The organism is Photobacterium sp. ABD4_091 (genome assembly GCF_056160145.1).
In genome coordinates this window covers 1,947,523-1,971,975 of record NZ_JBSWWQ010000001.1, presented here as the reverse complement: position 1 = coordinate 1,971,975, position 24,453 = coordinate 1,947,523, and the positions used below count along the sequence as shown (strand labels likewise).

The 24,453-nt window shown below is 53.4% G+C and carries 20 protein-coding genes; 17 read left to right on the top strand and 3 right to left on the bottom strand.

Translation table 11 applies throughout. The annotated features are described in order from the left end of the window. Positions 1–9: 9 nt before the first annotated feature. The 6 genes from ACXAGQ_RS09170 to ACXAGQ_RS09145 all read left to right on the top strand — a co-directional run bounded on the left by ACXAGQ_RS09170 (position 10) and on the right by ACXAGQ_RS09145 (position 5,356). The gene (locus ACXAGQ_RS09170; RefSeq protein WP_475253417.1) at positions 10–1,422 is read left to right on the top strand and encodes an FAD-dependent oxidoreductase; all 1,413 of its coding nucleotides are present in this window, start codon (positions 10–12) and stop codon (positions 1,420–1,422) included. 134 nt (positions 1,423–1,556) lie between these two features. Further along, positions 1,557–2,255, top strand: a complete 699-nt coding sequence (mtnN, locus tag ACXAGQ_RS09165) for a 5'-methylthioadenosine/S-adenosylhomocysteine nucleosidase (RefSeq protein ID WP_475253415.1) — start codon at positions 1,557–1,559, stop codon at positions 2,253–2,255. Between the two features lies 1 nt (position 2,256). Next, the gene (locus ACXAGQ_RS09160; protein ID WP_475253413.1) at positions 2,257–3,213 is read left to right on the top strand and encodes a cobalamin biosynthesis family protein; all 957 of its coding nucleotides are present in this window, start codon (positions 2,257–2,259) and stop codon (positions 3,211–3,213) included. Beyond that, on the top strand, positions 3,214–4,038 hold the full coding sequence (gene btuF, locus ACXAGQ_RS09155) for a vitamin B12 ABC transporter substrate-binding protein BtuF (protein ID WP_475253411.1): 825 nt from the start codon (positions 3,214–3,216) through the stop codon (positions 4,036–4,038). A gap of 120 nt (positions 4,039–4,158) precedes the next feature. Beyond that, the gene (locus ACXAGQ_RS09150; RefSeq protein ID WP_475254709.1) at positions 4,159–4,770 is read left to right on the top strand and encodes a TRIC cation channel family protein; all 612 of its coding nucleotides are present in this window, start codon (positions 4,159–4,161) and stop codon (positions 4,768–4,770) included. Between the two features lie 169 nt (positions 4,771–4,939). Continuing rightward, positions 4,940–5,356 (top strand): VOC family protein, encoded by a 417-nt coding sequence (locus tag ACXAGQ_RS09145; protein ID WP_475253409.1) that lies wholly within the window; start codon positions 4,940–4,942, stop codon positions 5,354–5,356. Between the two features lie 294 nt (positions 5,357–5,650). Here ACXAGQ_RS09145 and tyrS read toward each other — a convergent pair whose 3' ends face one another. Further along, positions 5,651–6,838, bottom strand: a complete 1,188-nt coding sequence (gene tyrS, locus ACXAGQ_RS09140) for a tyrosine--tRNA ligase (RefSeq protein WP_317524468.1) — start codon at positions 6,836–6,838, stop codon at positions 5,651–5,653. A 127-nt stretch (positions 6,839–6,965) separates the two neighbouring features. On the opposite strand from tyrS, the gene ACXAGQ_RS09135 reads away from it, so the two are divergent. Next, positions 6,966–8,285, top strand: a complete 1,320-nt coding sequence (locus ACXAGQ_RS09135) for a peptidoglycan DD-metalloendopeptidase family protein (protein WP_475253407.1) — start codon at positions 6,966–6,968, stop codon at positions 8,283–8,285. A 117-nt stretch (positions 8,286–8,402) separates the two neighbouring features. On the opposite strand, the gene erpA is transcribed toward ACXAGQ_RS09135, so the two are convergent. After that, a complete protein-coding gene (gene erpA, locus ACXAGQ_RS09130) occupies positions 8,403–8,744 on the bottom strand; it encodes an iron-sulfur cluster insertion protein ErpA (RefSeq protein WP_107301349.1) in 342 nt (113 codons plus the stop codon). 60 nt (positions 8,745–8,804) lie between these two features. Further along, a complete protein-coding gene (gene clcA, locus ACXAGQ_RS09125) occupies positions 8,805–10,208 on the bottom strand; it encodes a H(+)/Cl(-) exchange transporter ClcA (RefSeq protein ID WP_475253405.1) in 1,404 nt (467 codons plus the stop codon). A 278-nt stretch (positions 10,209–10,486) separates the two neighbouring features. Between clcA and hemL the strand changes: the two genes are divergently transcribed. From hemL to ACXAGQ_RS09075, 10 genes are all read left to right on the top strand, one after another. Beyond that, entirely contained in the window at positions 10,487–11,785 is a 1,299-nt protein-coding gene (hemL, locus tag ACXAGQ_RS09120) for a glutamate-1-semialdehyde 2,1-aminomutase (RefSeq protein ID WP_475253403.1), read from the top strand. Then, complete coding sequence (locus ACXAGQ_RS09115; protein WP_475253401.1) at positions 11,748–12,011, top strand: hypothetical protein; 264 nt, start codon at positions 11,748–11,750, stop codon at positions 12,009–12,011. The genes hemL and ACXAGQ_RS09115 overlap by 38 nt, the downstream gene beginning before the upstream one ends. Positions 12,012–12,115: 104 nt before the next feature. After that, a complete protein-coding gene (locus ACXAGQ_RS09110; protein WP_475253399.1) occupies positions 12,116–13,201 on the top strand; it encodes an AI-2E family transporter in 1,086 nt (361 codons plus the stop codon). 102 nt (positions 13,202–13,303) lie between these two features. Next, entirely contained in the window at positions 13,304–14,323 is a 1,020-nt protein-coding gene (gene rsmC / locus ACXAGQ_RS09105) for a 16S rRNA (guanine(1207)-N(2))-methyltransferase RsmC (protein WP_475253397.1), read from the top strand. Positions 14,324–14,632: 309 nt separating this feature from the next. Beyond that, positions 14,633–18,019: a response regulator gene (locus tag ACXAGQ_RS09100; RefSeq protein WP_475253395.1), complete on the top strand. Its 3,387-nt coding sequence runs from the start codon at positions 14,633–14,635 to the stop codon at positions 18,017–18,019. A 612-nt stretch (positions 18,020–18,631) separates the two neighbouring features. Continuing rightward, on the top strand, positions 18,632–20,311 hold the full coding sequence (locus ACXAGQ_RS09095; protein WP_475253393.1) for an ABC transporter substrate-binding protein: 1,680 nt from the start codon (positions 18,632–18,634) through the stop codon (positions 20,309–20,311). Between the two features lie 134 nt (positions 20,312–20,445). After that, a complete protein-coding gene (locus tag ACXAGQ_RS09090; protein ID WP_475253391.1) occupies positions 20,446–21,432 on the top strand; it encodes an ABC transporter permease in 987 nt (328 codons plus the stop codon). Positions 21,433–21,434: 2 nt separating this feature from the next. Further along, the gene (locus tag ACXAGQ_RS09085) at positions 21,435–22,460 is read left to right on the top strand and encodes an ABC transporter permease (RefSeq protein WP_475253389.1); all 1,026 of its coding nucleotides are present in this window, start codon (positions 21,435–21,437) and stop codon (positions 22,458–22,460) included. Next, complete coding sequence (locus tag ACXAGQ_RS09080) at positions 22,460–23,431, top strand: ABC transporter ATP-binding protein (protein WP_475253387.1); 972 nt, start codon at positions 22,460–22,462, stop codon at positions 23,429–23,431. The genes ACXAGQ_RS09085 and ACXAGQ_RS09080 overlap by 1 nt, the downstream gene beginning before the upstream one ends. A 22-nt stretch (positions 23,432–23,453) precedes the next feature. Beyond that, entirely contained in the window at positions 23,454–24,449 is a 996-nt protein-coding gene (locus tag ACXAGQ_RS09075) for an ABC transporter ATP-binding protein (RefSeq protein WP_475253385.1), read from the top strand. Positions 24,450–24,453: the final 4 nt, after the last annotated feature.

The window sequence follows — 24,453 nt, the reverse complement described above, 5'->3', positions numbered from 1 at the left end:
GGGAACCCGATGAGCCAGAATATTTACCAGTTTATCGACGTCGCGCGTATCGACCCGCCCAAAAAGCCGCTGAAAGTGCGCAAGATTGAGTTTGTCGAAATCTACGAACCGTTCACCCAACAACAGGCCACAGCTCAAGCCGACCGCTGCCTTGACTGCGGCAACCCGTATTGTGAATGGAAGTGCCCAGTTCACAACTATATCCCCCAGTGGCTCAAGCTGGCGAACGAAGGGCGGATCATCGAAGCGGTTGAGCTGTCGCACCAGACCAACACCCTTCCCGAGGTCTGCGGCCGGGTTTGCCCGCAGGACCGCCTGTGCGAGGGGTCATGTACCCTTAACGATGATTTTGGTGCCGTCACCATAGGCAATGTCGAAAAATACATTACCGACAAGGCATTCGAGATGGGCTGGAAACCGGACATGTCCCATGTTGAATGGACCGACAAGAAAGTCGCCATCATCGGGGCAGGTCCTGCCGGCCTCTCCTGCGCCGATATTTTGGTGCGTAACGGGGTCAAGCCAGTGGTATTCGACCGCTACCCGGAGATCGGCGGCCTGCTGACCTTCGGGATCCCGTCATTCAAGCTGGAAAAAGAAGTGATGATCAACCGCCGCCGGATCTTCAGCGAGATGGGTGTAGAGTTCCGCCTCAACACCGAAGTCGGCAAAGATATTCAAATGGCTGAACTGACAGCAGAATTTGATGCGGTCTTCCTTGGTGTCGGCACCTACCAGAACATGCGCGCAGGCTTGGAAAATGAAGATGCCCCGGGGGTGTTCGATGCCCTGCCGTTTCTGATCTCCAATACCTACCGGGTGATGGAACTGGAAGGCAGCCCGCCATTCATTGATATGGCAGGCAAAAATGTGGTGGTACTCGGCGGTGGTGATACTGCGATGGACTGTGTCCGCACCTCGGTGCGCCAGGGTGCCGGCAGCGTTATCTGTGCCTACCGGCGGGATGAAGCCAACATGCCCGGCTCCAAGCGCGAGGTGAAAAATGCCCGCGAGGAGGGTGTGAAGTTCAAGTTCAACTTGCAGCCGACTGGCCTGGAGCTTGGCAGCGATGGGCAGATCAGCGGGGTGAAAATGGTCAAAACCGCCCTCGGTGAGCCCGATGAGGCGGGTCGCCGCCGCCCTGAGCCCGTCCCGGGCAGCGAGCATATCCTGCCAGCCGATGCGGTGATCATGGCCTTCGGCTTCCAGCCCCATGCAATGCCTTGGCTGGCTGAGTTCGGGGTCGAGCTGGATCAATGGGGCCGCATCCAGGCACCGGAGAGCGGCGATTTTGCCTTCCAGACCACCAACCCGAAGATCTTTGCCGGCGGCGATGCCGTCCGCGGCTCGGATCTGGTTGTCACCGCCATTGACGAAGGACGCCGCGCCGCAGACGGCATCCTCGACTACCTAGATGTATAGCTAACAGATGTGTAGTTAATCGGTGTGCAACTAACCGGCTGGCAGCTTGGCAAAGTTGCCGCCCGCCATGTTACAATCTGCCCATTCCCACGCCCCCTTTATGGGGGCTTGTTACCTAACAAGAGACTGTATTGATGAAAATCGGCATTATCGGCGCGATGGAGCAAGAAGTTGCCATCCTAAAAGACCAACTGGCTAACTGCGACACCCACCACAAAGCAGGTTGTACTTTCTACACGGGTACTCTCAACGGCCATGATGTGGTGCTGCTTCAGTCAGGCATCGGTAAAGTAGCCGCGGCAGTCGGCAGCGCAGTACTGCTTGAAATCTTCCAGCCGGATGTCGTGCTGAACACAGGCTCTGCCGGTGGTTTCGACAGCAGCCTGAATGTTGGCGATGTAGTGATCTCAACAGAAGTCCGTTACCACGATGCCGACGTGACAGCATTCGGTTACGAAATCGGCCAGATGGCCCAGCAGCCAGCGGCGTTTGCTTCTGATACCAAACTGATGGACGTTGCCGAAAAAGCACTAGCGACCATAGGTGATACCCACGCGGTTCGCGGCCTGATCTGTACTGGCGACGCATTCGTATGCTCGGCAGAAAAACAAGCCTTCATCCGTGACAACTTCCCGTCAGTGATTGCGGTTGAAATGGAAGCGGCAGCCATTGCCCAGGCTTGCCACCAGTTCAACGTACCATTCGTTGTTGTCCGCGCAATTTCCGATGTAGCAGACAAAGAGTCGCCAATGAGCTTTGAAGAGTTCCTGCCAGTTGCAGCCCAGAGTTCATCGGTTATGGTTGCCAAGATGGTTGACCTGCTGAACCAATAAGATGACCGACGCCATTGCAAATATCGCCGGTAACAGCACCCTGCTTGCCTTGTGGGGTGCACTGGCATTGCAATGGCTGTTGCCAATACCTTCCCAGCTGCACCCGCTACAAATCTGGCGGCAATTAGCCTTAACCCTCGCGCAAAGAGTCAATAAACCCAGTGACACCCCGCAACAGAAACGCCTTTCAGGCCTGCTGTCGTGGTCGCTATTGTGGCTAACTGCGCTTATTGTACTGATTTGCCTTTACCAGCTGGCCTGGATCGATACGGCATTCCACCTCCTGCTGCTATGGGTCGCCCTGGACTGGCGCAATATGCACAAGTTCAGCAAACAGTTTGTCCAAGCCTACAGCCGGGAAGATAAATTGCAGTGCCGAACACTGCTGTCCAGCAAGATAAACCGCCATACCGAAAGCCTCTCTTTGCTTGGCCTCGGCAAGGCCGGCGCAGAAACCATACTAGTCGGCTACGGCCGGTTGGCTGCGGGTGTGTTGTTCTGGTATGCCCTTGGCGGCGGGATCGGCGCGCTCTTATATCGCCTAGCCGTTGAGCTCAGCCGTTGCTGGTCGCCCTCACGGCAACAGTTCCGCCATTTTGGCCAGCCTGCCACAACCGCCCTCGCCATTCTTGATATCGTGCCATTACGCCTGTTTGCCCTCGCCCTGACTATCGGCCATAACGCCAAGGTCGCCCTCAAGGGGCTCAAGCAACAGGGCGAAAGCTGGCTACTTCCCGGTCCCGGATGGCTACTGGCCGCTGCCGGGCACAAGCTGTCGCTGTCACTGGGCGGGCCGGCTATCTATGACCACACCAAGATGGAACGGCCAAAGCTCGGCGGCAGAATTGCGCCTGCGGCCTTCCACCTGGGCCAAATCAATCGCCTCGCCACCCAGCGCCTATGGGCATGGGTGATTGCCCAAAGCCTGCTATTGCTCATGCTACAAGGAGCCGTTTAAGTGCGTTTCGCTGCCCTCTACCTGCTGTTACTCCCAGCATTCTTTGCTTCTGCCCAGCCGGTGAAAACCATCATCAGCCTCTCGCCCCATACCACCGAGATGGCCTATGCCGCCGGGCTGGGGGATAAGCTCATCGCCGCCAGTGATTACAGCGACTACCCAGAAGCGGCGAAATCCCTTGAGCGTGTCGCCAACTACCGCGGGATCAAAATGGAGCGTATTGTTGCCCTGCAGCCGGATCTGATCCTGGCCTGGGAAGGGGGAAACCCAACCCGCGAAATGGCCCGGCTGGAGCAACTCGGCTTAAAGGTATTTTATTCCAACCCAAAGTCACTGGAAGACATTGCGACGACCCTGGAGCAGCTCGGCCAATTTGCAGACACCCCCGAGCAAGCCCAACACAATGCCCAGCATTTTCGCCAGCGGCTGGAAAAGCTGCGCCTATCACATAAAGACAAACAACCGGTCAGCTACTTTTACCAACTAAGCAGCAGCCCGATCATCACCGTCGCCGGTGACAATTGGCCGAGCCAAGTCTTTGCCATATGTGGCGGGGAAAATATCTTTGCCAATAGCGCTGTTGCTTACCCTCAGGTTTCGCAAGAACAAGTGATCATCCGCCAGCCTGAAGTTATCTTTGGTACCTCGCATGCTGCGGCCGATCCATCAATATGGGATAATTGGCGCGAGCAGTTGCCCGCAGTAGAAAAGAAGCATATTTTCACCGTGACATCAGACTGGCTGAACCGGCCTACGCCACGCACCATCAAGGCGGCCGAAGAGGTTTGCCAGTACTTGGACCAGGTACGCACCAACGCCTCGTAACAGGCTATCAACAATCATTGTGAGTCACCTCACAAAGCGATCGCAGCGAGTTGTCAGCCAGTTTATTCGTCGTACAATCTGCGCGATCGCCCTATATTCTCTGACTCAGCAGGTATCATGATGCTCATTTATCTTCTCGATATGTTCGGAACGGCCGTGTTCGCCGCTTCGGGTGTATTACTGGCAGGCAGGCTCCGGATGGACCCATTCGGGGTCGTGGTGCTGGCCAGCGTCACCGCCATTGGTGGAGGGACCATCCGCGATATGGCGCTTGGCGCGACACCTGTTTTCTGGATCACCGATACCAATTACCTGTGGGTGATTTTCATTACCTGCTTAGTCAGCATGCTGGCGATCCGCCGCCCGCGCCAGATGCCTTGGTGGATACTACCGGTATCCGATGCCATCGGCCTTGCGGTTTTCGTGGCAATTGGTGTCGAGAAAGCGCTGCGTTTCGGTGCCACGCCTATGGTCGCCGTCATCATGGGTGTGATGACCGGCTGTGGTGGTGGGGTTATTCGTGATGTATTGGCCCGGGAAATCCCAATGGTTCTGCGTACCGAGGTATATGCCACCGCCTGTATCCTTGGCGGTATCGTCCACACCATGGCCCTGTCAGCCAATGTTGATACCGCTATCGCGACCCTGGCCGGCATTATCACGACACTAACGATTCGCCTGGCAGCGATTCGCTGGCACCTTTCCCTGCCGACGTTTGCCCTGAGACACTGATCAGCTTCGCGCTTTGGCATGTAAGTACTGAGGCTCTTTCACAAAAACCGCCAGCGTGGCGGTTTTTTTGTAACCTCGCCACACTAAGTAAACAAAAAACTTTACTTAATTACCCTAGCACCTATTATTAAGTAAACAAAAAAAATTACTTAATAAAAAAGAGGTGCCTATGACCCCCTACGTCGAACACGCTAATATCACGGTCGACAACATCGACCATACTATCAAGTTCATCCAAACCGCCCTGCCCGCTTTTGCTGTCCGTCATTGCGGCCAAGGTGATAGCTACCGCTGGTGCCATATCGGGACAGAACAAAGCTACCTTGCCCTGCAGGAAGTCGTCGAGCGTAGCTCGGTTGATCGTACCCCCTACCGAGATGCGGGTATCAACCATATCGGCTTGGTGACTGAAGATATTTTGGAGGTTAGAGCTCGCCTGCTGGCAGCTGGCTATAAAGAGAATGAGATGGAGACCTCGCACCCTTGGCGCAAGCGGGTGTATTTTTGGGATCCCAATGGGATAGAGTGGGAGTTTATCGAATACCTGAGCCAAGACAACCACCAGCGCAACGACTATAGCCAGTAACCCTCACCGTAATGGCTTCCGATAAAACGAGTAACGGTTTGCTGTTCAAGCCAAGGCTTGAAAACCGTCTCTAGCAAGAGGCAATGCACAATGGAAAACTTGGCTTGGGCAGACACTCAGCAACATGGATGATCATGTCGTCAAGCTGGCCTATAGCTGCGCCTACCTCCACCAGCATTTTCCTATGCCCGAATTCCCCGCAGCCGTCAACGCGTTGCTTGCGCATGAACCACAGGCATAAAAAAAGGTGCCCAGTTTACACTGAGCACCTTTGGGGTATCTTTTTTGAAGCGATTACTTCAGCGTCACACGGGCAAACTTGCGCTTACCAACCTGGAATACCGCAGTACCGGCTTCAGGGATCAGCTTGGTATCTTCGATCTTGTTGCCGTCGATTTTCGCCGCGCCCTGGCGGATCATACGCATCGCGTCAGAGGTTGAGTTAACCAGGCCCGCATCTTTCAGTAGGTTACCAATCGCAATACCGGCTTCGAATTCGAATTCTGGCATTTCATCTGGCATCGCACCTTTTTGGAAGCGGTTGATGAATTCCTGCTCGGCCGCATCGGCATCTGCTTCGCTGTGGAAGCGGGCAATGATTTCTTTCGCCAGCAAGATTTTCACATCGCGAGGGTTACGGCCACCAGCAATATCAGCCTTGAACTGGTCGATTTCTTCCAGCGGGCGGAAAGACAGACATTCGAAGTAGTTCCACATCAGATCGTCAGAGATAGACATGATTTTACCGAACATCTCGCTTGGTACGTCAGTCACACCAATGTAGTTGTTGGCAGACTTAGACATCTTCTTCACGCCGTCTAGGCCAACCAGCAGTGGCATAGTCAGAACAACCTGTGGTTTCTGGCCATTAGCTTTCTGCAGTTCACGGCCCATCAGAAGGTTGAACTTCTGATCAGTACCGCCTAGCTCAACATCGGTCTCCATGGCTACCGAGTCATAGCCCTGCAGCAGCGGGTACATGAATTCGTGGATCGCAATCGGGCGGCCTTCGTTGTAACGCTTTTTGAAGTCGTCACGCTCAAGCATACGGGCAACAGTCTGGTTAGCGGCCAGGCGGATCATGCCTTCTGCGCCCAGATCTGACAGCCAGCTCGAGTTGAACTCAATCTTGGTCTTGGCAGGATCTAGGATTTTGAAAACCTGCTCTTTGTACGTTTCTGCATTACGTAGAACGTCTTCGCGTGTTAGCGGTGGACGAGTTGTGTTTTTACCTGTTGGGTCACCCACCATACCGGTGAAGTCACCGATCAGGAACGTGACGTCATGGCCAAGCTCCTGGAACGTACGCAGTTTGTTCAAGATCACCGTGTGACCTAGGTGAATATCTGGTGCAGTTGGATCGGCACCCAGTTTGATTCGCAGAGGACGGTTCTCTTTTAGCTTGGCAATCAGCTCCTCTTCCGGAATCAGCTCATCCACACCACGCTTAATTTCAGCTAAAGCTTGTTCAATGCTGGCCATTCTTGTTCGCTCCCACAGAATTGGCAAAAAAGTAATAATCCTCAATCTTACTTGAATAGCGATGTTTTTTGAAACCAGTTAGACTAAGGGTTGTCTTATTTTTTACGAAATCGCAAAAAAACACCACATGCAAGTACCGATACTCCGCCGGTTGCCAAGGATGCACCAAATTCTCATCACCGTGATCAGCACGCTGCTCGTGGTGTTAATACTATGGCCGAGTTCACAAAGCAGTGGACACCCTGAGCGAAAATTCGAAATCGGCAAGCTCTACCCGCTGGAAATCTCTCTCGATACCGACCAGCTTCGGCCGATGGAGGGTGATGAAAAGCCTGCGGTTCCGGCCCTTAAGTGGAAAGAGCACGAAGTGCAATCCGGCGAAAGCCTGGCGGTGGTATTCAACAAGGTTGGGTTATCGCCTGCTACCCTTTATCGCTTGGTCAATGCCGATGAAGGCACCAAAACCTTAACTAGCCTGCGTCCGGGCGACAAATTGCGCTTTGGTTTTGACGAAGACAACCAATTGGTCCAGTTGATCCAGCCACAGAGCGCAACCGACAGCTTGGTGATCACCCGCACTGCCGATACATTCTATTCGAACAAGGAAAGCAAAGAGGTTGACCTTCAACTCAACTTTGCCCAGGCTGTGATCACTTCGAGTTTCTGGAATGCCGCAGATAAAGCCGGCCTGACCGCTAACCAAATCATGGAAATCGCCGGGATCTTCGGCTGGGATATCGACTTCGCGTTAGATATCCGTGCTGGTGACAGCTTCTCTGTATTATTTGAAGAGCGCCTGGTTGAAGGCGAGCCTATCGGTCGTGGCAATATTCTGGCCGCCACCTTTAGTAACTTGGGCCAGACATTTACGGCAATTCGCAGTGAAGATGGCAAATATTATGATGAGAAAGGCCAGGCGATGCGCAAGGCGTTCCTGCGCTCACCGATCAACTTCCGTTACGTCAGCTCAAACTTCAACCCGCGCCGCCTGCACCCGGTGACCGGACAGGTCCGTCCCCACCGAGGTACTGACTACGTCGCCCCGGTCGGTACCCCGATTTGGGCAGCCGGTGACGGTGTGGTCATGCAATCGAGCTACAACAAATTCAACGGTAACTATGTCTTCATTCGCCATAGCTCGACCTACATTACCAAGTATCTCCACCTGACCAAGCGCAAAGTCAAAACAGGCCAGCGTGTCAAGCAGGGACAAACAATCGGTACGCTGGGTGGCACCGGCCGAGTTACCGGCCCGCACCTACACTATGAATTCTTGGTCAACGGGGTACACAAAAACCCGAGGACGGTAAAACTGCCTCAGGCCCGCTCGCTCAGCGGCAAGGAAAAGACCCAGTTCCAAAAATTCGCCAAAGAACGGATGGCACAACTAAACCACTTCAGCCAGTTTATTGCCGACAACAGCCCACTGCTTGGCAACCGTACCTAACACGTACCTACCAACAGCCACAGCCAACAAAAAAGCCGCTCCCTTTCGGGAGCGGCTTTTTATTCGTCCGTTTTATTCGCCAATGCACGAGCAACCTGTTTGGCTACCAATACTCAATTAGACGCTGAACGATGCACCACAACCACAAGTGGTTGTCGCGTTCGGGTTGTTTACGAAGAAGCGGGAACCCTCCAGGCCTTCCGTGTAATCAACCGTGCCACCGATCAGGTATTGCAGGCTCATCGGGTCAACAACCAGTGTGACGCCGCTTTTTTCAATCGTGGTATCGCCTTCGTTTACTTTCTCGTCGAAGGTAAAGCCATACTGGAAACCACTACAACCACCGCCGGTGATGTAAACACGTAGCTTCAGCTCCGGGTTCTCTTCCTCGGCAATAAGCGTTTTCACTTTGTTCGCTGCAACATCAGAAAAATTCAGCGGCAGATTAGCATCGCTCATTAAAAACCTCTCAAATACTCTCGGTCATGGTTGTGATTATCTAATACCTGACTATCTCGTTCAAGTATTGACCACCGTAGACTGCTCTCTGTTTGCCATTTTTTCCTTTTCTATGGTCCGATGCAAGAGCTGAGAGTAAATTGGCTTACCGCCAAGTACCTGTGCCAGCATAGTTGCCCCCAGGGTTGTAATAATCAATGGCAGGATCAAATCATAATTATCGGTCATCTCGATCACCAGCAAGATACCGGTGATCGGCGCCCTTACTGTGGCCGCAAACAGTGCCCCCATGCCGGCAATAGCGAACATGCCTGGCTGCAAGCCAAGCTCAGGGAACAACTGCTGGGCAATGGCACCAAAAAAAGTACCGAACAAGGTGCCCAACGCCAACATCGGCGCGAAGATCCCCCCGGGCGCCCCTGATCCGAAACACAGCAAGGTGGTCGCCACACGGGCCAAGAAGAGGATCAATAGTACGCTGATACCATACTCGCCATTGGTCGCACTTGGGATCAAACTGATCCCCCCTCCGGTCATTTCAGGAACGTATAACAGAAGCAAACCGAAGCTTCCCCCCAATAACGTCCCCGTTAGTAAATAGCGGCGGCGGTCATTGCGGTGGATACGGGCAAACATATCCTGGGCCATGGTGACCAGCTTATTGAACACCACGCCGAAAATACCGAATGCCATACCGAGCAATAAGAACAGCCATAGCGACCGCAGTAACGGGGCATCATACTGCGGCATGGTGATAACCGCCTGCTGACCAGAGATACTGCGGAACACGATATTGGCAACAATCGCCGATATCATTACGCACTTTATTGAAATGAGGCTGTAGCGAAACTGCGGCCGCATCTCCTCGACCACAAACATGATCGCCGCTAACGGGGCATTGAACGCAGCGGCCAAACCGCCTGCGGCCCCCGAGGCAAGCAGCGCATGGCGACCTTCTTTATCTTTGAGCCGGAACAGATCAGACACCATCCGGCCAATATTACCGCCCATCTGTACCGACGGTCCCTCGCGCCCCAATACCATGCCAGATCCCAGAGCACCCAGGCCGCCGATAAATTTCACCGGCAGCACCCGCCACCAGCGCACCGGCCGGATGTCATCCATCGCCCCTTCGATTTCCGGGATCCCCGACCCGGCAGCTTCCGGGGCAAAGCGGTGAACCAGGTAATACCCCACCAAAGCCAGCAGGGCACTGATCAAGAATGCCGATAGCCACAGCGGCAGCATGTTGCTGATTTCATGGCGAAGCCAGTCAGTACGCTGCTCAGACACCCAGTGCACGGTGATTTCAAACAAGGTCGACAGCAAGCCAGCCCCCAACCCGACAAGCGCTGAAAGAAAAAGGACGGATACAGGGGTTTTGTCTCGGGATAAAAAGCGCCGGACCAGCCCGCTCGGCTGCAGTCTTTCAGGCGCAGGGGTGCCTTGGTTATTCTCTGTCATCAACAATGCCGTAAATATGAAGCCATCCCGGAGCCGGGAACAATAGAAAGGGGCGCCCAAAATATAGGGAAAGCGCCTTGGGAAAGCATAGCTGACAGGTTGTTTTTTTTACATATTCAATGTTGAAAACTAGCTTTGCAGCGATGCACAGCATTTTTGTGCCCTGCTCGACCTTGCGCCGGCCCATAGTTCCCGCCGCCTCCAATTGAAAGCCCTCATTTGGCTATGTACAATGCCGACAGTTCAAATCGGACAATCTTCAATAACAGGACATCACAATGAGCAAGTCAGCTGATTTATTTGCCAAAGCGCAACAGACGATCCCTGGTGGCGTTAACTCACCAGTCCGTGCCTTTGCAGGCGTAGGCGGCAGCCCGCTATTTATCGAGCGCGCAGACGGCGCCTACATCTTCGATGCCGATGGCAAAGCCTATATTGACTATGTTGGCTCGTGGGGTCCGATGATCCTTGGTCACAACCATGTCGCTATCCGTGATGCCGTTATCAAAGCTGCCCAGCAGGGCCTGAGCTTTGGTGCGCCGACCGAGATGGAAATCACCATGGCTGAAATGGTGTCCCAGTTGGTACCGTCGATGGAAATGGTACGTATGGTGAGCTCGGGTACCGAAGCGACCATGAGTGCTATCCGCCTGGCCCGTGGTTTCACCAACCGCGACAAGATCATCAAGTTCGAAGGCTGCTACCACGGCCACGCCGACTGCCTGTTGGTAAAAGCGGGCTCTGGTGCCCTAACCCTTGGCCAGCCAAGCTCTCCGGGTGTACCTGCTGATTTCGCCAAGCACACGCTAACCTGTACCTTCAACAACCTAGACTCTGTCCGCGAAGCCTTTGCCGAGCACCCAGAGCAGGTCGCTTGTATCATTGTCGAGCCTGTTGCCGGCAACATGAACTGTATCCCACCGGTTCCGGGCTTCCTGGAAGGTCTGCGTGAGATCTGTGACGAATTTGGTGCCCTGTTGATCCTCGATGAAGTAATGACTGGCTTCCGTGTTTCTCACGGTGGTGCTCAGGGTTACTACAACATCACACCAGATCTGACTACATTGGGCAAAGTGATCGGTGGTGGTATGCCTGTCGGTGCTTTCGGTGGCCGTCGTGAAGTGATGGAATATGTGGCGCCAACCGGCCCGGTTTACCAAGCAGGTACCCTATCGGGCAACCCAGTCGCTATGGCAGCAGGCCACGCTTGCCTGAGCGTATTGACCAAAGAAGGTCACGAGCAGCAGCTAGCCAGCACGACCCAGCGCTTGGCAGAAGGTTTCCAGTCCCTGGCTGACAAGTACGGTATCCCGCTGAAAACCAACCAGGTTGGTGCAATGTTCGGTTTCTTCTTTACCGACCAGGAAGCCGTCAACTGCTATGACGATGTTGCCAAGTGCGATATCGAGCGCTTCAAGCGTTTCTTCAATCTAATGCTTGAAAAAGGCGTTTACCTTGCTCCTTCTGCTTTCGAAGCCTGCTTTACTTCGCTAGCACATGGCGACAAGGAAATTGAAGCCACTTTGGGTGCCGCTGAATATGCATTCAAAACGCTGGCAGAAGAAGCCGCTGCGTAATAAGGGCCAACTTAACCCTATTATTGGCGACAAACAGCCTATAGACACAAGCCGCTCACTGAGCGGCTTGTTGCTTTATGGCCGGGTGACATCATTCTTATTACCAGAAGAAGAGCGCCATTATGGCAAGGGCGGCCAGCACCCAAACCGCCAATGGGACCCGCCGTTTCTTCTTGCTCTCGCAACCACAGTCACAACACCCCATAAACCTACCTCCTCGCTTTAAAATCAGACAGATATTAACGATTGCCTCGCAAGCAATGTGGTGCAATCATATTAACCAACAGCAAAATGTACAGCCTCAACCAAAATCTCGAAAAGGGAAGCACTGTGCCCAAACCATTCAAAGTTGAATCGCGTCACTGGATGCTTATCGCCGCGTTGGCGGTAGCCGCCTACGCCAGCTACACCTTAATTGAGCCGTATATTGGCCCAATCGTAATGGCTTTTATCATATCACTGCTCTATTACCCGCTGCATTTGAAACTAGACAGGTTGATGCCTCGCTCGCCTAACCTGTCATCGGTACTGTCCTGCACCCTGCTGACCTTCATCATCGTGATCCCGATGCTGGTAGTGTTCAGCTCGATCATCCACCAGGGCACCACCTTCTCCAAGGAAAGCTATACCTGGCTAACGACCGGCGGGGTACAGGAGGTCCTCTCTCACCCCTATGTCATTAAGGTGCTATCCCTAATCGAAAAGTATTCACCGTTCGAGCCGGTTGATACCCAGGTGATGGTACAGAAAGTGGCCTCAGCCTCCTCGAAGTTTGGCGCACAGTTACTGAATGTCAGTGCCCGCTTGCTGGGAGATGCCACCAACTTCCTGATTAATTTCATGCTGATGCTGTTTGTGCTGTTCTTCTTGCTGCGCGACCATGACAAGATTGTCCAGACTATTCGCCACGTCCTGCCGCTCTCGCGTAGCCAGGAAGATGCCGTGCTCAATGAAGTCGAGCAAGTGGCAAAATCCGCGGTGCTAGGCTCCTTCCTCACCGCCCTGGCCCAGGGCTTTGCCGGTGGTTTTGCCATGTGGATGGCCGGGTTCCAAGGCTTGTTCTGGGGCTCGATGATGGCTTTCGCCTCATTGATCCCTGTTGTCGGTACCGCGCTGATCTGGCTGCCGGCCAGTATCTACCTGCTACTGATCGGCAAATGGGAATGGGCGGTATTCCTGGTTGGCTGGGGGGCGGTTGTGGTCGGCTCGATCGATAATTTCCTTCGCCCGCTGCTGATGCAGGGCAGCTCAGGCATGAGTACGCTGCTGATCTTCTTTTCTATTATTGGTGGTTTGCATGTCTTTGGTTTGATCGGCCTGATCTACGGCCCAATCATCTTTGCCGTTACCCTGGTACTGTTCAAACTCTACGAAGCCGAATTCCAGGACTTCCTGCACCACCAGGACCACCATTGACCAAACGGGCCGGGGCATCAGCTCCGGCTCGGCTTTTCTTATCGGCGAATTTGTGGAACAATTCGCGCCCCAACACAGCTTTCATCCATTCTTGAGGTCGTTATGTCATACAGTGCTGCTAGTCAGGTTGCTGCCCGTCAACTAGAGTTTTTCGAAAACCGCAAAGTCCTAGTGGCCGGTGAGCTCGATGATACCTTCCCGGCAGAGCTATCACAGACTGCCGCGTCGGTGACGATCTTTACCACCAACTTTGGCTATGCCCGTCGTATGGCGGCCTACAGCAATATCCACACCGCCTTTGGCCCCGAGTTCAGCGAAGATGCCGACATCGACATGATTTTGCTTTACTGGCCGAAAGCCAAAGCCGAAGCCGAATACCTGATGGCAATGTTGCTGGCCAAATTTGGCCCGGAAACCGAAATTTGTGTCGTCGGCGAAAACCGCAGCGGCGTTCGCAGCTCGGAAAAGATGTTTGCCCCTTATGGCAAGCTGACCAAGTATGACTCGGCCCGCCGCTGCAGCTTCTACTGGGGCGTCTGTGACAAGCAGACACCGGCTTTTGACATCAACGACTGGTTCCGCAGCTACCCGCTGAATATCGCAGGTGCTGAACTGACGATCCGCTCGCTGCCAGGCGTCTTCAGCCATGGCGAATTCGACCAGGGCTCGAAGCTGCTGCTGGAAACCCTGCCTTCGCTGCGTGGCCGTGTGCTGGACTTTGGCTGCGGTGCCGGGGTTATTGGTGCCGTGATGAAAACCAACAACCCGTCTATCGAACTGGAGCTGTGTGATATCAGTGCGCTGGCGATTGCATCGGCAGAGGAAACCTTCCGGGTTAACCAGCTGGAAGCGAGCTTTACCGCGACCGATGTCTATACCTCCCTGCAAGGCCCATACGATTACCTGATCAGCAACCCGCCATTCCATGCCGGCCTGAAAACCTTCTATGCTGCTACCGAAGATTTCATCGCCCAGGCACCGCAGTACCTGCGCCAAGAGGGCCAGCTGATCATCGTCGCCAACAGCTTCCTTCGCTACCCGCCGCTGATCGAGGATAGCCTAGGCCAATGCGAAGTCACGGCCAAGAACAACAAATTCAGCATTTACACTGCAAAAAAATGATCCTTTCAAGGCCGGGTGCACCCGGCCTTAGCCCAACTTTTGAGACAAAACTGCCTAATACGGTCAATACTTTCTCCATTCCCCTCGTCATAAACGTCAAATCTGTGTGTCGGCACACGCTTCCGCTGCCACTTTCTTGCTTACACGAAAAAACACAGTATAACTGGTGGTTATGGTGATTATTCCGCTCCATTGAGCCGTTAATTCCGTCAATTTACCGGAAAGCCACCAACATCTAGATTAACGTCAATAGCCTCAAGGTCTTCCCTTGATCACAGCTTTGTCTCATAGGTAATTTCAGGCACCGGAATGCAGCAGACTACCCGTTTCAAGCGTCTCCAGCACACCTTGATGCTGGCTTTTTTAGTTTTGAGTATTACCCCGCTAATACTGTCAGCCCTATTCTTCCTTAATTCGCATACCAAAGATCTGGCTGAGCAAAGTACCAACCACCTCGCCTCCTTGCTCGATAACAAGAAGAAGCAGCTCAATAACTTTTTTATTTCCCGCGAGTCCGAGGTACAGAGCTTTGCCCGCTCAGAGCTTGCCAACGCCAGTGGCGGCCGCTTCTACGGCCTGGTCGGTGCCTACCACCAGCTGGGGGATATCTCTGATGTCCTGCACAAGACAGGCCGTAGCCGCTACTATACCGAAACCCTGACCACCAAGTCCCTGGGCGAGCAGGATACCGGCAACTATGTCGGCCATGAGCGCTACCGGCTAATGTACAAGCGCTATAACTGGGCCTACGAAGAATACCTCAAGCGCTCAAACTTCAGTGATATCCTATTGGTTGATATCAACGGCAACATCGTCTACGCCGCCAACAGCCCTGATATATTTGGTATCAACTTGCCCCACGCGGCACAAACCTACCCGGCATTAAGCAAAACATTCTCTTCCATCCAGCAAAAAACCGAGCAATCGGAAAGTGCAACCGACCAAGTCCCCGTTGCGTTTACCGATTTTAGCCCGGCCCAAGGGGAGCAAGGTCTCTCGGCCTGGTTCGCCGCCCCTATCATCCAGCAAGGTTATTTGCACAGCTACGTGTTCTTTAAGCTGAGCAACCAGGCAATCCGCGACTTCCTCACCGACACGGGCAATAACTCCTATTCTGTCCAGACCTTGCTGGTCGGCCAGGATCACCGCTCAAGATTACCAACCGCTAGCGAAGATCCCGCTTCTTTTTCCAGTAACAGTATCAACCGGGCGCTGGAAGGAGACAGCGGCGTAGGTAGCTTCGCCAACTTCAATGGCGTTCCCGTACTGAGCGCCTTCGCCCCGCTGACGATCATGGACAGTCCGTGGGCGCTGGTTGTCGAACTGCCCGAAGAGGAAGCCTTCGCCCGGATCCGCCAGCTGGAGGTGATTTTCTTTGTCGCGATGCTAACGGCGATCGTGCTGGTGATCATCGCTTCGCATTGGCTATCAAACTCCATAACCGCGCCGTTGCTGCGGCTCACCTGGGCGGCAGAGCAAGTCTCGGCCGGTGACATGGATCAGAAGATAGAAGGCACCGATCGCAGTGACGAAATTGGCCGTCTGGCTGTCAGCTTTGCTCGGATGCAGTCTTCAGTCAGGGATAAAATGACCCTGATCCGTGAGCAGAACAACGAACTGGAGCAAAACCTCCAGGTTATCCAGCAGAAAAACAAGGAACTGCAAACCGCTGACAAGCTAAAGGATGAGTTTCTCGCCACAACCTCCCATGAGCTGCGCACCCCGCTGCACGGCATGGTCGGTATTGCCGAATCGTTGCTGGCAGGGGCTAATGGCCCAGTCCAGAGCTCCCAGCGCCGCCAGCTTGAAATCATGATCAACAGCGGCCTGCGCCTAACTAACCTGGTTGATGACCTGCTCGATTACCACAAGATGCGCTATGGCGATCTGGATATCCAGCGCCAGGCCGTCGATGTCTCCTCCGCCGCCAGGTTGGTGCTGGAATTGTCAGGCCACCTACTCGGCAGCAAACCCGTTCGCATCATCAACCAAATTCCCAATGACCTCCCACTGGTGCAGGGGGATGAGCAGCGGCTAGAGCAAGTCCTCTACAACCTGGTCGGCAATGCCATCAAGTACACCTCGGAGGGTAAAATCATCCTGTCAGCGACGGTATTGGAATCCCAGCTCCGTATCCAGGTCGTCGATACCGGGCAAGGGATACCTGCCGAGCAGCTAGAGCATATCTTCGAGCCATTAATCCAGGCAAATACCCAGTCCGCCAACTACCGCCAGGGCTCGGGACTTGGCCTGTCGATCAGCCGCCAGCTGATTGAGCTAATGGGCGGGCGGCTGTATGTCAGCAGCCAGCCGATGATTGGCACCACTTTCAGCTTCACCCTGAACCTGGCTTCCGACGAAGATATTGCCAAGGGCGAAATAGCCAACCGCAGCAACCACTTCCAGATCCCGTCACCGGAATCGCAGGCTTGCGAGCTCGAGCACATCGAAGAAAACCCGGATGGCGAGCTGCTGCTGATTGTCGATGACGAGCCAGTGAACCTTCAGGTGCTCAATAATTTCCTTCGCCTCGAAGGCTACCGGGTGATCACGGCCGAGAGCGGCCCTCAAGCTCTGAAGCTGGTCGATAGCCACCAGCCCGCCTTGATGCTACTGGATATCATGATGCCGGAAATGTCTGGCTACGAAGTATGTGAGAAACTGCGCCAGAGCTATAGCATGCTAGAACTGCCGATCATCATGCTCTCGGCGCTGGGCCAGGTACAGGATAGGATCCGCGGTTTCGAATCCGGTGCCAACGATTACCTGACCAAGCCGTTCAACAAAGAAGAGCTCACCGCCCGAATCGGTGCCCACCTCAAAGCCGGGCAAACTGAACGCCAGCTCAAGGAAAACCAGCGCCTTGCTGAGGAAATCTCACGCAGGGAGCAGGTGGAAAACAGCCTGCTGGAAACCCAGAACCGTCTGCTGGGCTTACTTGAGTCCTCCAATGAAGCCATTCTGTGTATCCAAAGCGGCGGCCGGATCCGCTATGCCAATACCGCTGCCGGCAAGCTTTTCAACCGCTCGCCGGAGCAAGTCGAGCGCCACCATATCGAAGATATTCTGGCTACCCACCTACCTCAGGATATCAGCCATAGCCACCACTTCCATGGCAGCCTGATGTTCAAGATAGGTGACAGCCTGGTTGCACTTGATACCGATGTCATCAACCTCCCCGAAGAGTCAGGCCTACAGCGGATGTTTATCTTCGACAACCAAGGGCACACCAGCAGCCACCGGATAGAGGTGCTGGAAAATGCCGTTGAAGTGCTCTCTGGCTTTGCCTTCAACCGCAATAAAGACAACCTGCAGAAACTGCGCCACCTGGGTGACGAGTTCAGCTCCTTGGCAGATAAGCTGGAAGGCAATGGCAAAAGCAAGAATGACACCTTGCGCGAGCTACTTGTAGAGGTCATGAAGGCCACCTTGCAGCACTGGGAAGAGTCCACCCAAAAAACCAAATTTGAGCTCGCAGAGGAAAGCGGACTGTGGCGGGTTTACCTCGACCGCAGCACCTTGCAGACACGTACATTGGATAAGTACCTTCACCTGGAAACCTTGCCCAAGACACCGCGTTGGCGCACCGTTCTCAGTACCATCGATTTTGTCCTGGAGCGAAGCCCTCGCAACACGACAACACACAACGAGCTCGTATCGATGAAAGAGCAACTTCAGCACATCATCAACCAATAGCCGCCACGCTCAATACAGCGGAAGCCTGCCTCGTGCAGGCTTTTTTTTGCCTCAAATTATCCCCGTAAAAACGCAAAAAAACACTTGATCACAGACCAAAACAGTGGCGAAAAATCCCCCATAGAGCCGTATAAATCGTACCTCCCACCACCAGCACAGGGAAAAGTTTCAGTTTATGAGATGGTAATCACAACAAACCACGCTGATAAATTTTCCGCAGGGAATTAAGGCAAACTTTTTGCCCTGTTACATCACACCATCCAAAAAAACAACACAACACACTGTTTTTAAAAAACAAAATACCAACTGCGAGAATTATCAGTATGAAACGAGAAAATTCAAGTTGAGACCTACAGCACACTCGCCGTATAGGCGAGCGCTGGATCACAGTCCGTTATTAACGTTTTTTACGGAGGGGGGAGTGAAATTAACGTTTTTGACGGGCAGCCTGATTGACCGTTTTGCCAATCAGGAGTTTCCTTAAGGCACACAGAGCCTACAAGGCCATTTGTTCAGGTGCGTTACTCAGCCAGAACGAAGTAGGTTCTTCCTCCCCGTGCATACGGGGCTTTTTCCATAAGTGAAACTAAAAGCAAAGAGTAAGGAACAGCTATGCTTGCCAATATAAAGAAAACCCAGTTAGCGCTAGCCGTTGTAGCAGCAGCTTCAACTATGTTAACCGCCCCAGTGGCGTCGGCTGCAGAACGCAGCGAGCTAACCATGGTTCCTAAGTTCTACCCAACTTTTGTACGTAACTTTAACCCTTACCTACAGACTCAGTTGGACACGACCTATGACTTCCTGTTTGAGCCATTGGTTGTATTCAACGAGCTTAAGGGCAACGAGCCGGTCATGCGTTTGGCGAAAGACTACTACATGTCTGACGACCTGATGGAAGTGACCTTCGAAATCCGTGATGGTGTAAAATGGTCTGATGGCAAAACGTTCTCTGCCAAAGATGTCGCATTTACCTTTGAGTTGCTGAAAAAACACCCTGAGCTTGACCGTACTGGTATCAATGCCCGCCTGAAAGACGTTAAAGCGAAAGGCGACAAAGTCACCTTCAGCCTAACTGAAGCAAACTCAAACGTTCCTTACTTGATTTCCAAGGTTGCGGTTGTACCACAGCACATCTGGAGCAAGGTAAAAGATCCTACGCGCTTCACCAACGAAAACCCTGTGGGTACCGGTCCTTTCACCGAAATCGAGACCTTCACTCCTCAGCTATACACCCAGTGTCGCAACCCGAACTACTGGGATAATGCGAACCTGGACGTAGACTGTCTGCGCCTACCTCAGGTGGGTGGTAACGACCAGTTCCTTGGCCAGGTACTAAGCGGTCAGTTTGACTGGACCTACGCGTTCATCCCTGATGTAGACAGCACATACGCAGCAGCTAGCCCAGACAACAAGTACTGGTACCCTGCTGGTGGTACGCAGGCATTCATGCTGAACTACAAAACGCCAAACAAAGGAAACCACGAAGCCATCAACAACATCGACTTCCGCCGTGCCTTCTCTATGGCTATCGACCGTGAAACTATCATCGATATCGCCTTCTACGGCGGCGGTGTGGTAAATGACTACGCGTCAGGCCTTGGCCAGGCGTTTGAATCTTGGTCTGACAAAGCGGTACACGAGAAGTACAAGCCTTACATGACCTACAACGTAGCGAATGCTAAAGCGCTATTGAAGAAAGCGGGCTTCAAAGACACCAATGGTGACGGCTTCGTTGAAACACCGACCGGCAAGAGCATCGAGCTGACTATCCAGTCGCCAAACGGTTGGACTGACTTCAACAACACCGTTCAGCTAAGTGTTGAAATGCTGCAGGAAGTTGGTATCAAGGCTAAAGCCAGCACGCCAGACTTCTCGGTCTACAACCAGGCGATGCTTGATGCGACCTATGATGTAGCGTACACCAACTACTTCCACGGTGCAGATCCATACACCTACTGGGATAGCGCCTACCACTCACGCTTCCAGGCAAGTGAAGGCATGCCTCGCTTCGCATTGCACTACTGGCAGAGCGAGAAACTGGATAACCTGCTAGCAGGCTTCTACAAGACTGCTGACCGCGACGAGCAGGTGAAAATGGCTCACTCCATCCAGAAGATAATTGCTGAGAACCAAGTAACTATCCCTGTTATGTCAGGTGCTTACACCTCTCAGTACAACACTGCACGCTTTACTGGTTGGTGGAACGAGAACAATCAGAAAGGACGTCCGATGCCTATCACCAATACGCAAGAACGTCTACTGCAAGTGCTTGACCTAAAACCTAAATCGTAATTTTCGCAATTTGCGGTGCGCACCTTGCGCACCGCCCCTTCAACCTTCCCCCTTAGAAATAACTATGGCCAGTGGTCAGGGAAGAGTGTGTCTGAAATCTGGTTAGAGAAGCTGGATATTTTAAGGTGTGAGTTATGGGATTTTTTATACGCAGACTTAGCTTTTATTTTATTGCGCTCCTGTTCGCAATAACCCTCAATTTTATTATTCCCCGGGCGATGCCCGGTGATCCGGTCACCATGATGTTTGCCAATGCCGCAGTACAGGTGACCCCAGAACGTATTGCTGCGATGAAAGAGCTGCTGGGCTTTGTCGACGGCCCAATCTACCAGCAATACTTTATCTACCTGAAAGGTATCCTGTCATGGGACTTGGGGATTTCAATCCAGACCTACCCTCAGACCGTTAACGACGTACTGGGCGGCGCAGTAGGCTGGTCTCTGTTCCTTGCTGGTACCGCGGTTATCCTGGCTTTCTGCCTAGGCTCAACACTGGGTATTTTTGCGGCCTGGAAACGTGGCAGCAAATACGATGCCTTCATCTCCCCAGGCATGATGGTGGTGCAAGCCGTTCCGCCAGTGGTCGTGGCCATGCTGGTGCTCTATACCTTTGCGATCGGTACCAAATGGTTTCCGTCAACCTATGCCTATACCCCGGGCACAGTACCAGACTGGACCAGCTTGGATTTCTACCTTGATGTGGGCTATCACGCGGTGCTTCCGCTGTTCTGTGCCACCATCATCCAAATCGGCGGCTTCCTGATCAACATGCGTAACAACATGATCAACCTGCTCAATGAAGACTACATCACGATGGCAAAAGGCAAAGGCCTGAGCGAAAACCGCGTGGTCTTCAAGTACGCCGCCCGTAACGCCATGCTGCCAAGTGTCACCGCCCTTTCGATGGCAATCGGTATGGCGATCGGTGGCCAGCTGATCATCGAGATGATTTTCAACTACCCGGGCCTTGGCACAGTACTGCTCAATGCCATTAACACCCGTGACTACCAAGTGCTTCAGGGCCAGCTGTTGATCATGACCATGTTCATGCTGTTCTTCAACTTCTTGGCTGACCTACTCATTGTTGCTCTGGATCCTCGCCTACGTAAGGGAGGCAAATAATCATGAAAGGACTAATCAAACTACTTTCTGGCAACGCCAAAGCCATGCTAGGCCTTGCCATCATCGCCACTTTCATTTTCGGCGCGCTGTTCGCCCCGCTGATTACCAAGCATGCGCCCGACAAGCGTACCGGTAACCCGCACGAGTACCCTGCTTTCGTGGTGAAAGCCGCGCAAAGTAACCCTGACGGCTGGGTCGCAAACAACCTGGCTGACAGCAAGCGCACCCTGCGCATGTCCAAAGATGCCGATCACACCCTAGGTACCACGCGTATGGGCCGCGATGTCTGGTCTCAGGTTGTCTACGGTGCTCGTACTTCCCTAGCCGTTGGCTTCGGTGCTGGCATCATGGTGTGTTTCCTTGCCACGGTAATTGGGGTCTCAGCCGGTTACTTCGGCGGGCGTGTTGACGATATCCTGTCGGCGGCAATGAATATCATGTTGGTTATACCCCAGCTGCCGCTACTGTTCGTAATTGCCGCCTTCATCGGCCAGGCCGGCCCGCTGACAATCGCCATCGTCATCGGCATGACCTCTTGGGCATGGGGTGCCCGTGTCGTCAGGGCCCAGACCTTATCCCTGCGAGAGAAAGAGTTTGTCAAAGCGGCCGAAGTCCTGGGCGAGTCGTCGGTACGCATCATCTTTATCGAAATCCTGCCTAACCTGATTTCCATTGTCGGCGCCAGCTTCATCGGCTCGGTCATGCTTGCCATTATGACCGAAGCAACCCTCTCCTTCCTTGGCTTGGGCAACCCGAACTCGATTAGCTGGGGCATCATGCTCTACAACGTACAGACTTCGTCCTCAATGCTGGTCGGTGCCTGGTGGGAGCTGCTAGCGCCATGTATTGCCCTGACATTCATTGCTGTCGGCCTGGCGATGCTGAACTTCGCCGTCGATGAAATCGCCAACCCGCAGCTGCGTTCGCACAAAGGCATGCGCCGCTGGAAGAACATGGCAGAAGAAAACCAGAAACAAGCTCAGGCAAACATCGCGCCTCAGCCAGCCCTTGAAGGGGGAGAGAAATAATGACTGATCCACAAATTTCTATCCGCAACCTATGCGTTGACTACATTACCGATGCAGGCGATGTCCGTGCGGTAAACAATGTCAGCTTCGACATTGGCAAAGGTGAAATCTTTGGCCTGGCAGGGGAATCAGGGTGCGGTAAGTCAACCGTTGCTTTCTCGCTGATGCGCCTGCACAAGCCGCCAGCATTCATCACCGGTGGCGAGGTGATCTTCGACGGGCATGGTGACATCCTGAAGTTCAATGATATGCAAATGTCAGCGTTCCGCTGGAGCGAGATCTCCATGGTATTCCAGAGTGCGATGAATGCCCTCAACCCTGTTCTAACCTTGGAAGAGCAGTTCTGCGATGTGATCATGCGCCATACTTCGATGACACGCCAGCAGGCCGTACGCCGGGCAGAAGGCTTGTTGGAAATCGTGGATATCCACCCAAGCCGACTGCGAGATTACCCGCACCAGTTTTCCGGCGGCATGCGCCAGCGCCTGGTTATCGCCATCGCTCTGGCCCTGAACCCGAAAATGATCATTATGGATGAGCCGACCACCGCCCTAGACGTGGTGGTACAGCGTGAGATCCTGCAGAAGATCTACGCCCTGAAGGAAGAGTTCGGGTTTTCTATCCTGTTCATTACCCATGACCTGTCATTGATGGTCGAGTTCTCCGACCGTATCGGCATTATGTACTCCGGTGAGCTGGTTGAGGTCGCGCCATCAAAACAGATCCTAGAGGATCCATTCCACCCTTATACCGAAGGCTTGGGAAGCTCTTTCCCACCACTCACAGGTCCTAAGCCCCGCCTGAAGGGGATCCCAGGCAACCCGCTCAACTTGTTGGAAGTTCCTACAGGGTGTCGCTTCCAGGCTCGCTGCAGCAAGGCTTATGATGCCTGCTTTAGCCAAACGACCCAGCTCCGCCAGCTGGAACCCAACCGTTTTAGTAACTGCCACCTATTTAACAAAAGCAGTTAGAGATTAAGGAATAGGAAGCATTATGAGCAAGCCAACCGGACAACCAATTATTGAAGGGAAGAACCTGATCAAGGACTTCTCGGTCAACAGCAACTCGCTGAAAAAATCCATGATGCGTGCCATCAACGACGTGTCATTTAAGATGTACAAAAGCCGCGGTTTGGCCGTCGTCGGAGAATCCGGCTCGGGCAAATCGACCACGGCCAAAATGATTGCCAAGATGTATGCCCCGACCTCCGGCCAGATTGAATACTATGGCCGCGATATTGCCACCATCGAGAAGAAAGCCGATTTGATGCAGTACCGCCAGGGAATACAGATGGTATGGCAAGACCCATTCGGCTCATTGAATCCGACCCATACGATTTTCCACCATGTTGCCCGCCCCCTGCTGATCCATAACAAAGTCAGCAAGGGCAACAAAAAGGAACTGGAAGAGCGGGTTTATGATTTGCTCGAGCAAGTCGGTCTGATCCCGCCCAAAGAAACCGCGGCGAAATACCCGCACCAGCTTTCCGGTGGCCAGCGCCAGCGTGTGAACCTGGCAAGGAACATTGCCGTAGGTGCAGAGGTCGTGCTGGCCGATGAACCAACGTCCATGCTTGATGTTTCAATCCGTGCCGGTGTTCTCAACCTGATGGAAGAAATGAAGTTCGAGCGCGAAATGGCGCTGCTTTATATTACCCACGATATCGCCACTGCGCGTTACATTGCTGAAGATCTGGCTGTGATGTATGTCGGTCACATGGTTGAGTGGGGGGATACCGAAGAGATCATTCACGATCCGCAGCACCCTTATACCCAGCTGCTGGTTTCCGCTGTTCCGGATCCGAAGAAGTCGATCCACGAAAAGCTCAAGGGGAACAAAGGGGAGATCCCACTCTGGACCCCAGAAAGCCTAGGTTGCCCATTTGCTGGCCGCTGTACCCATGCGACTGACAAATGCCGCGAGCAACTGCCGGGCGTTACCCAGCTTTCCGACAACCATTTCGTACGCTGCTACCTGTACGAGAATTAATGGA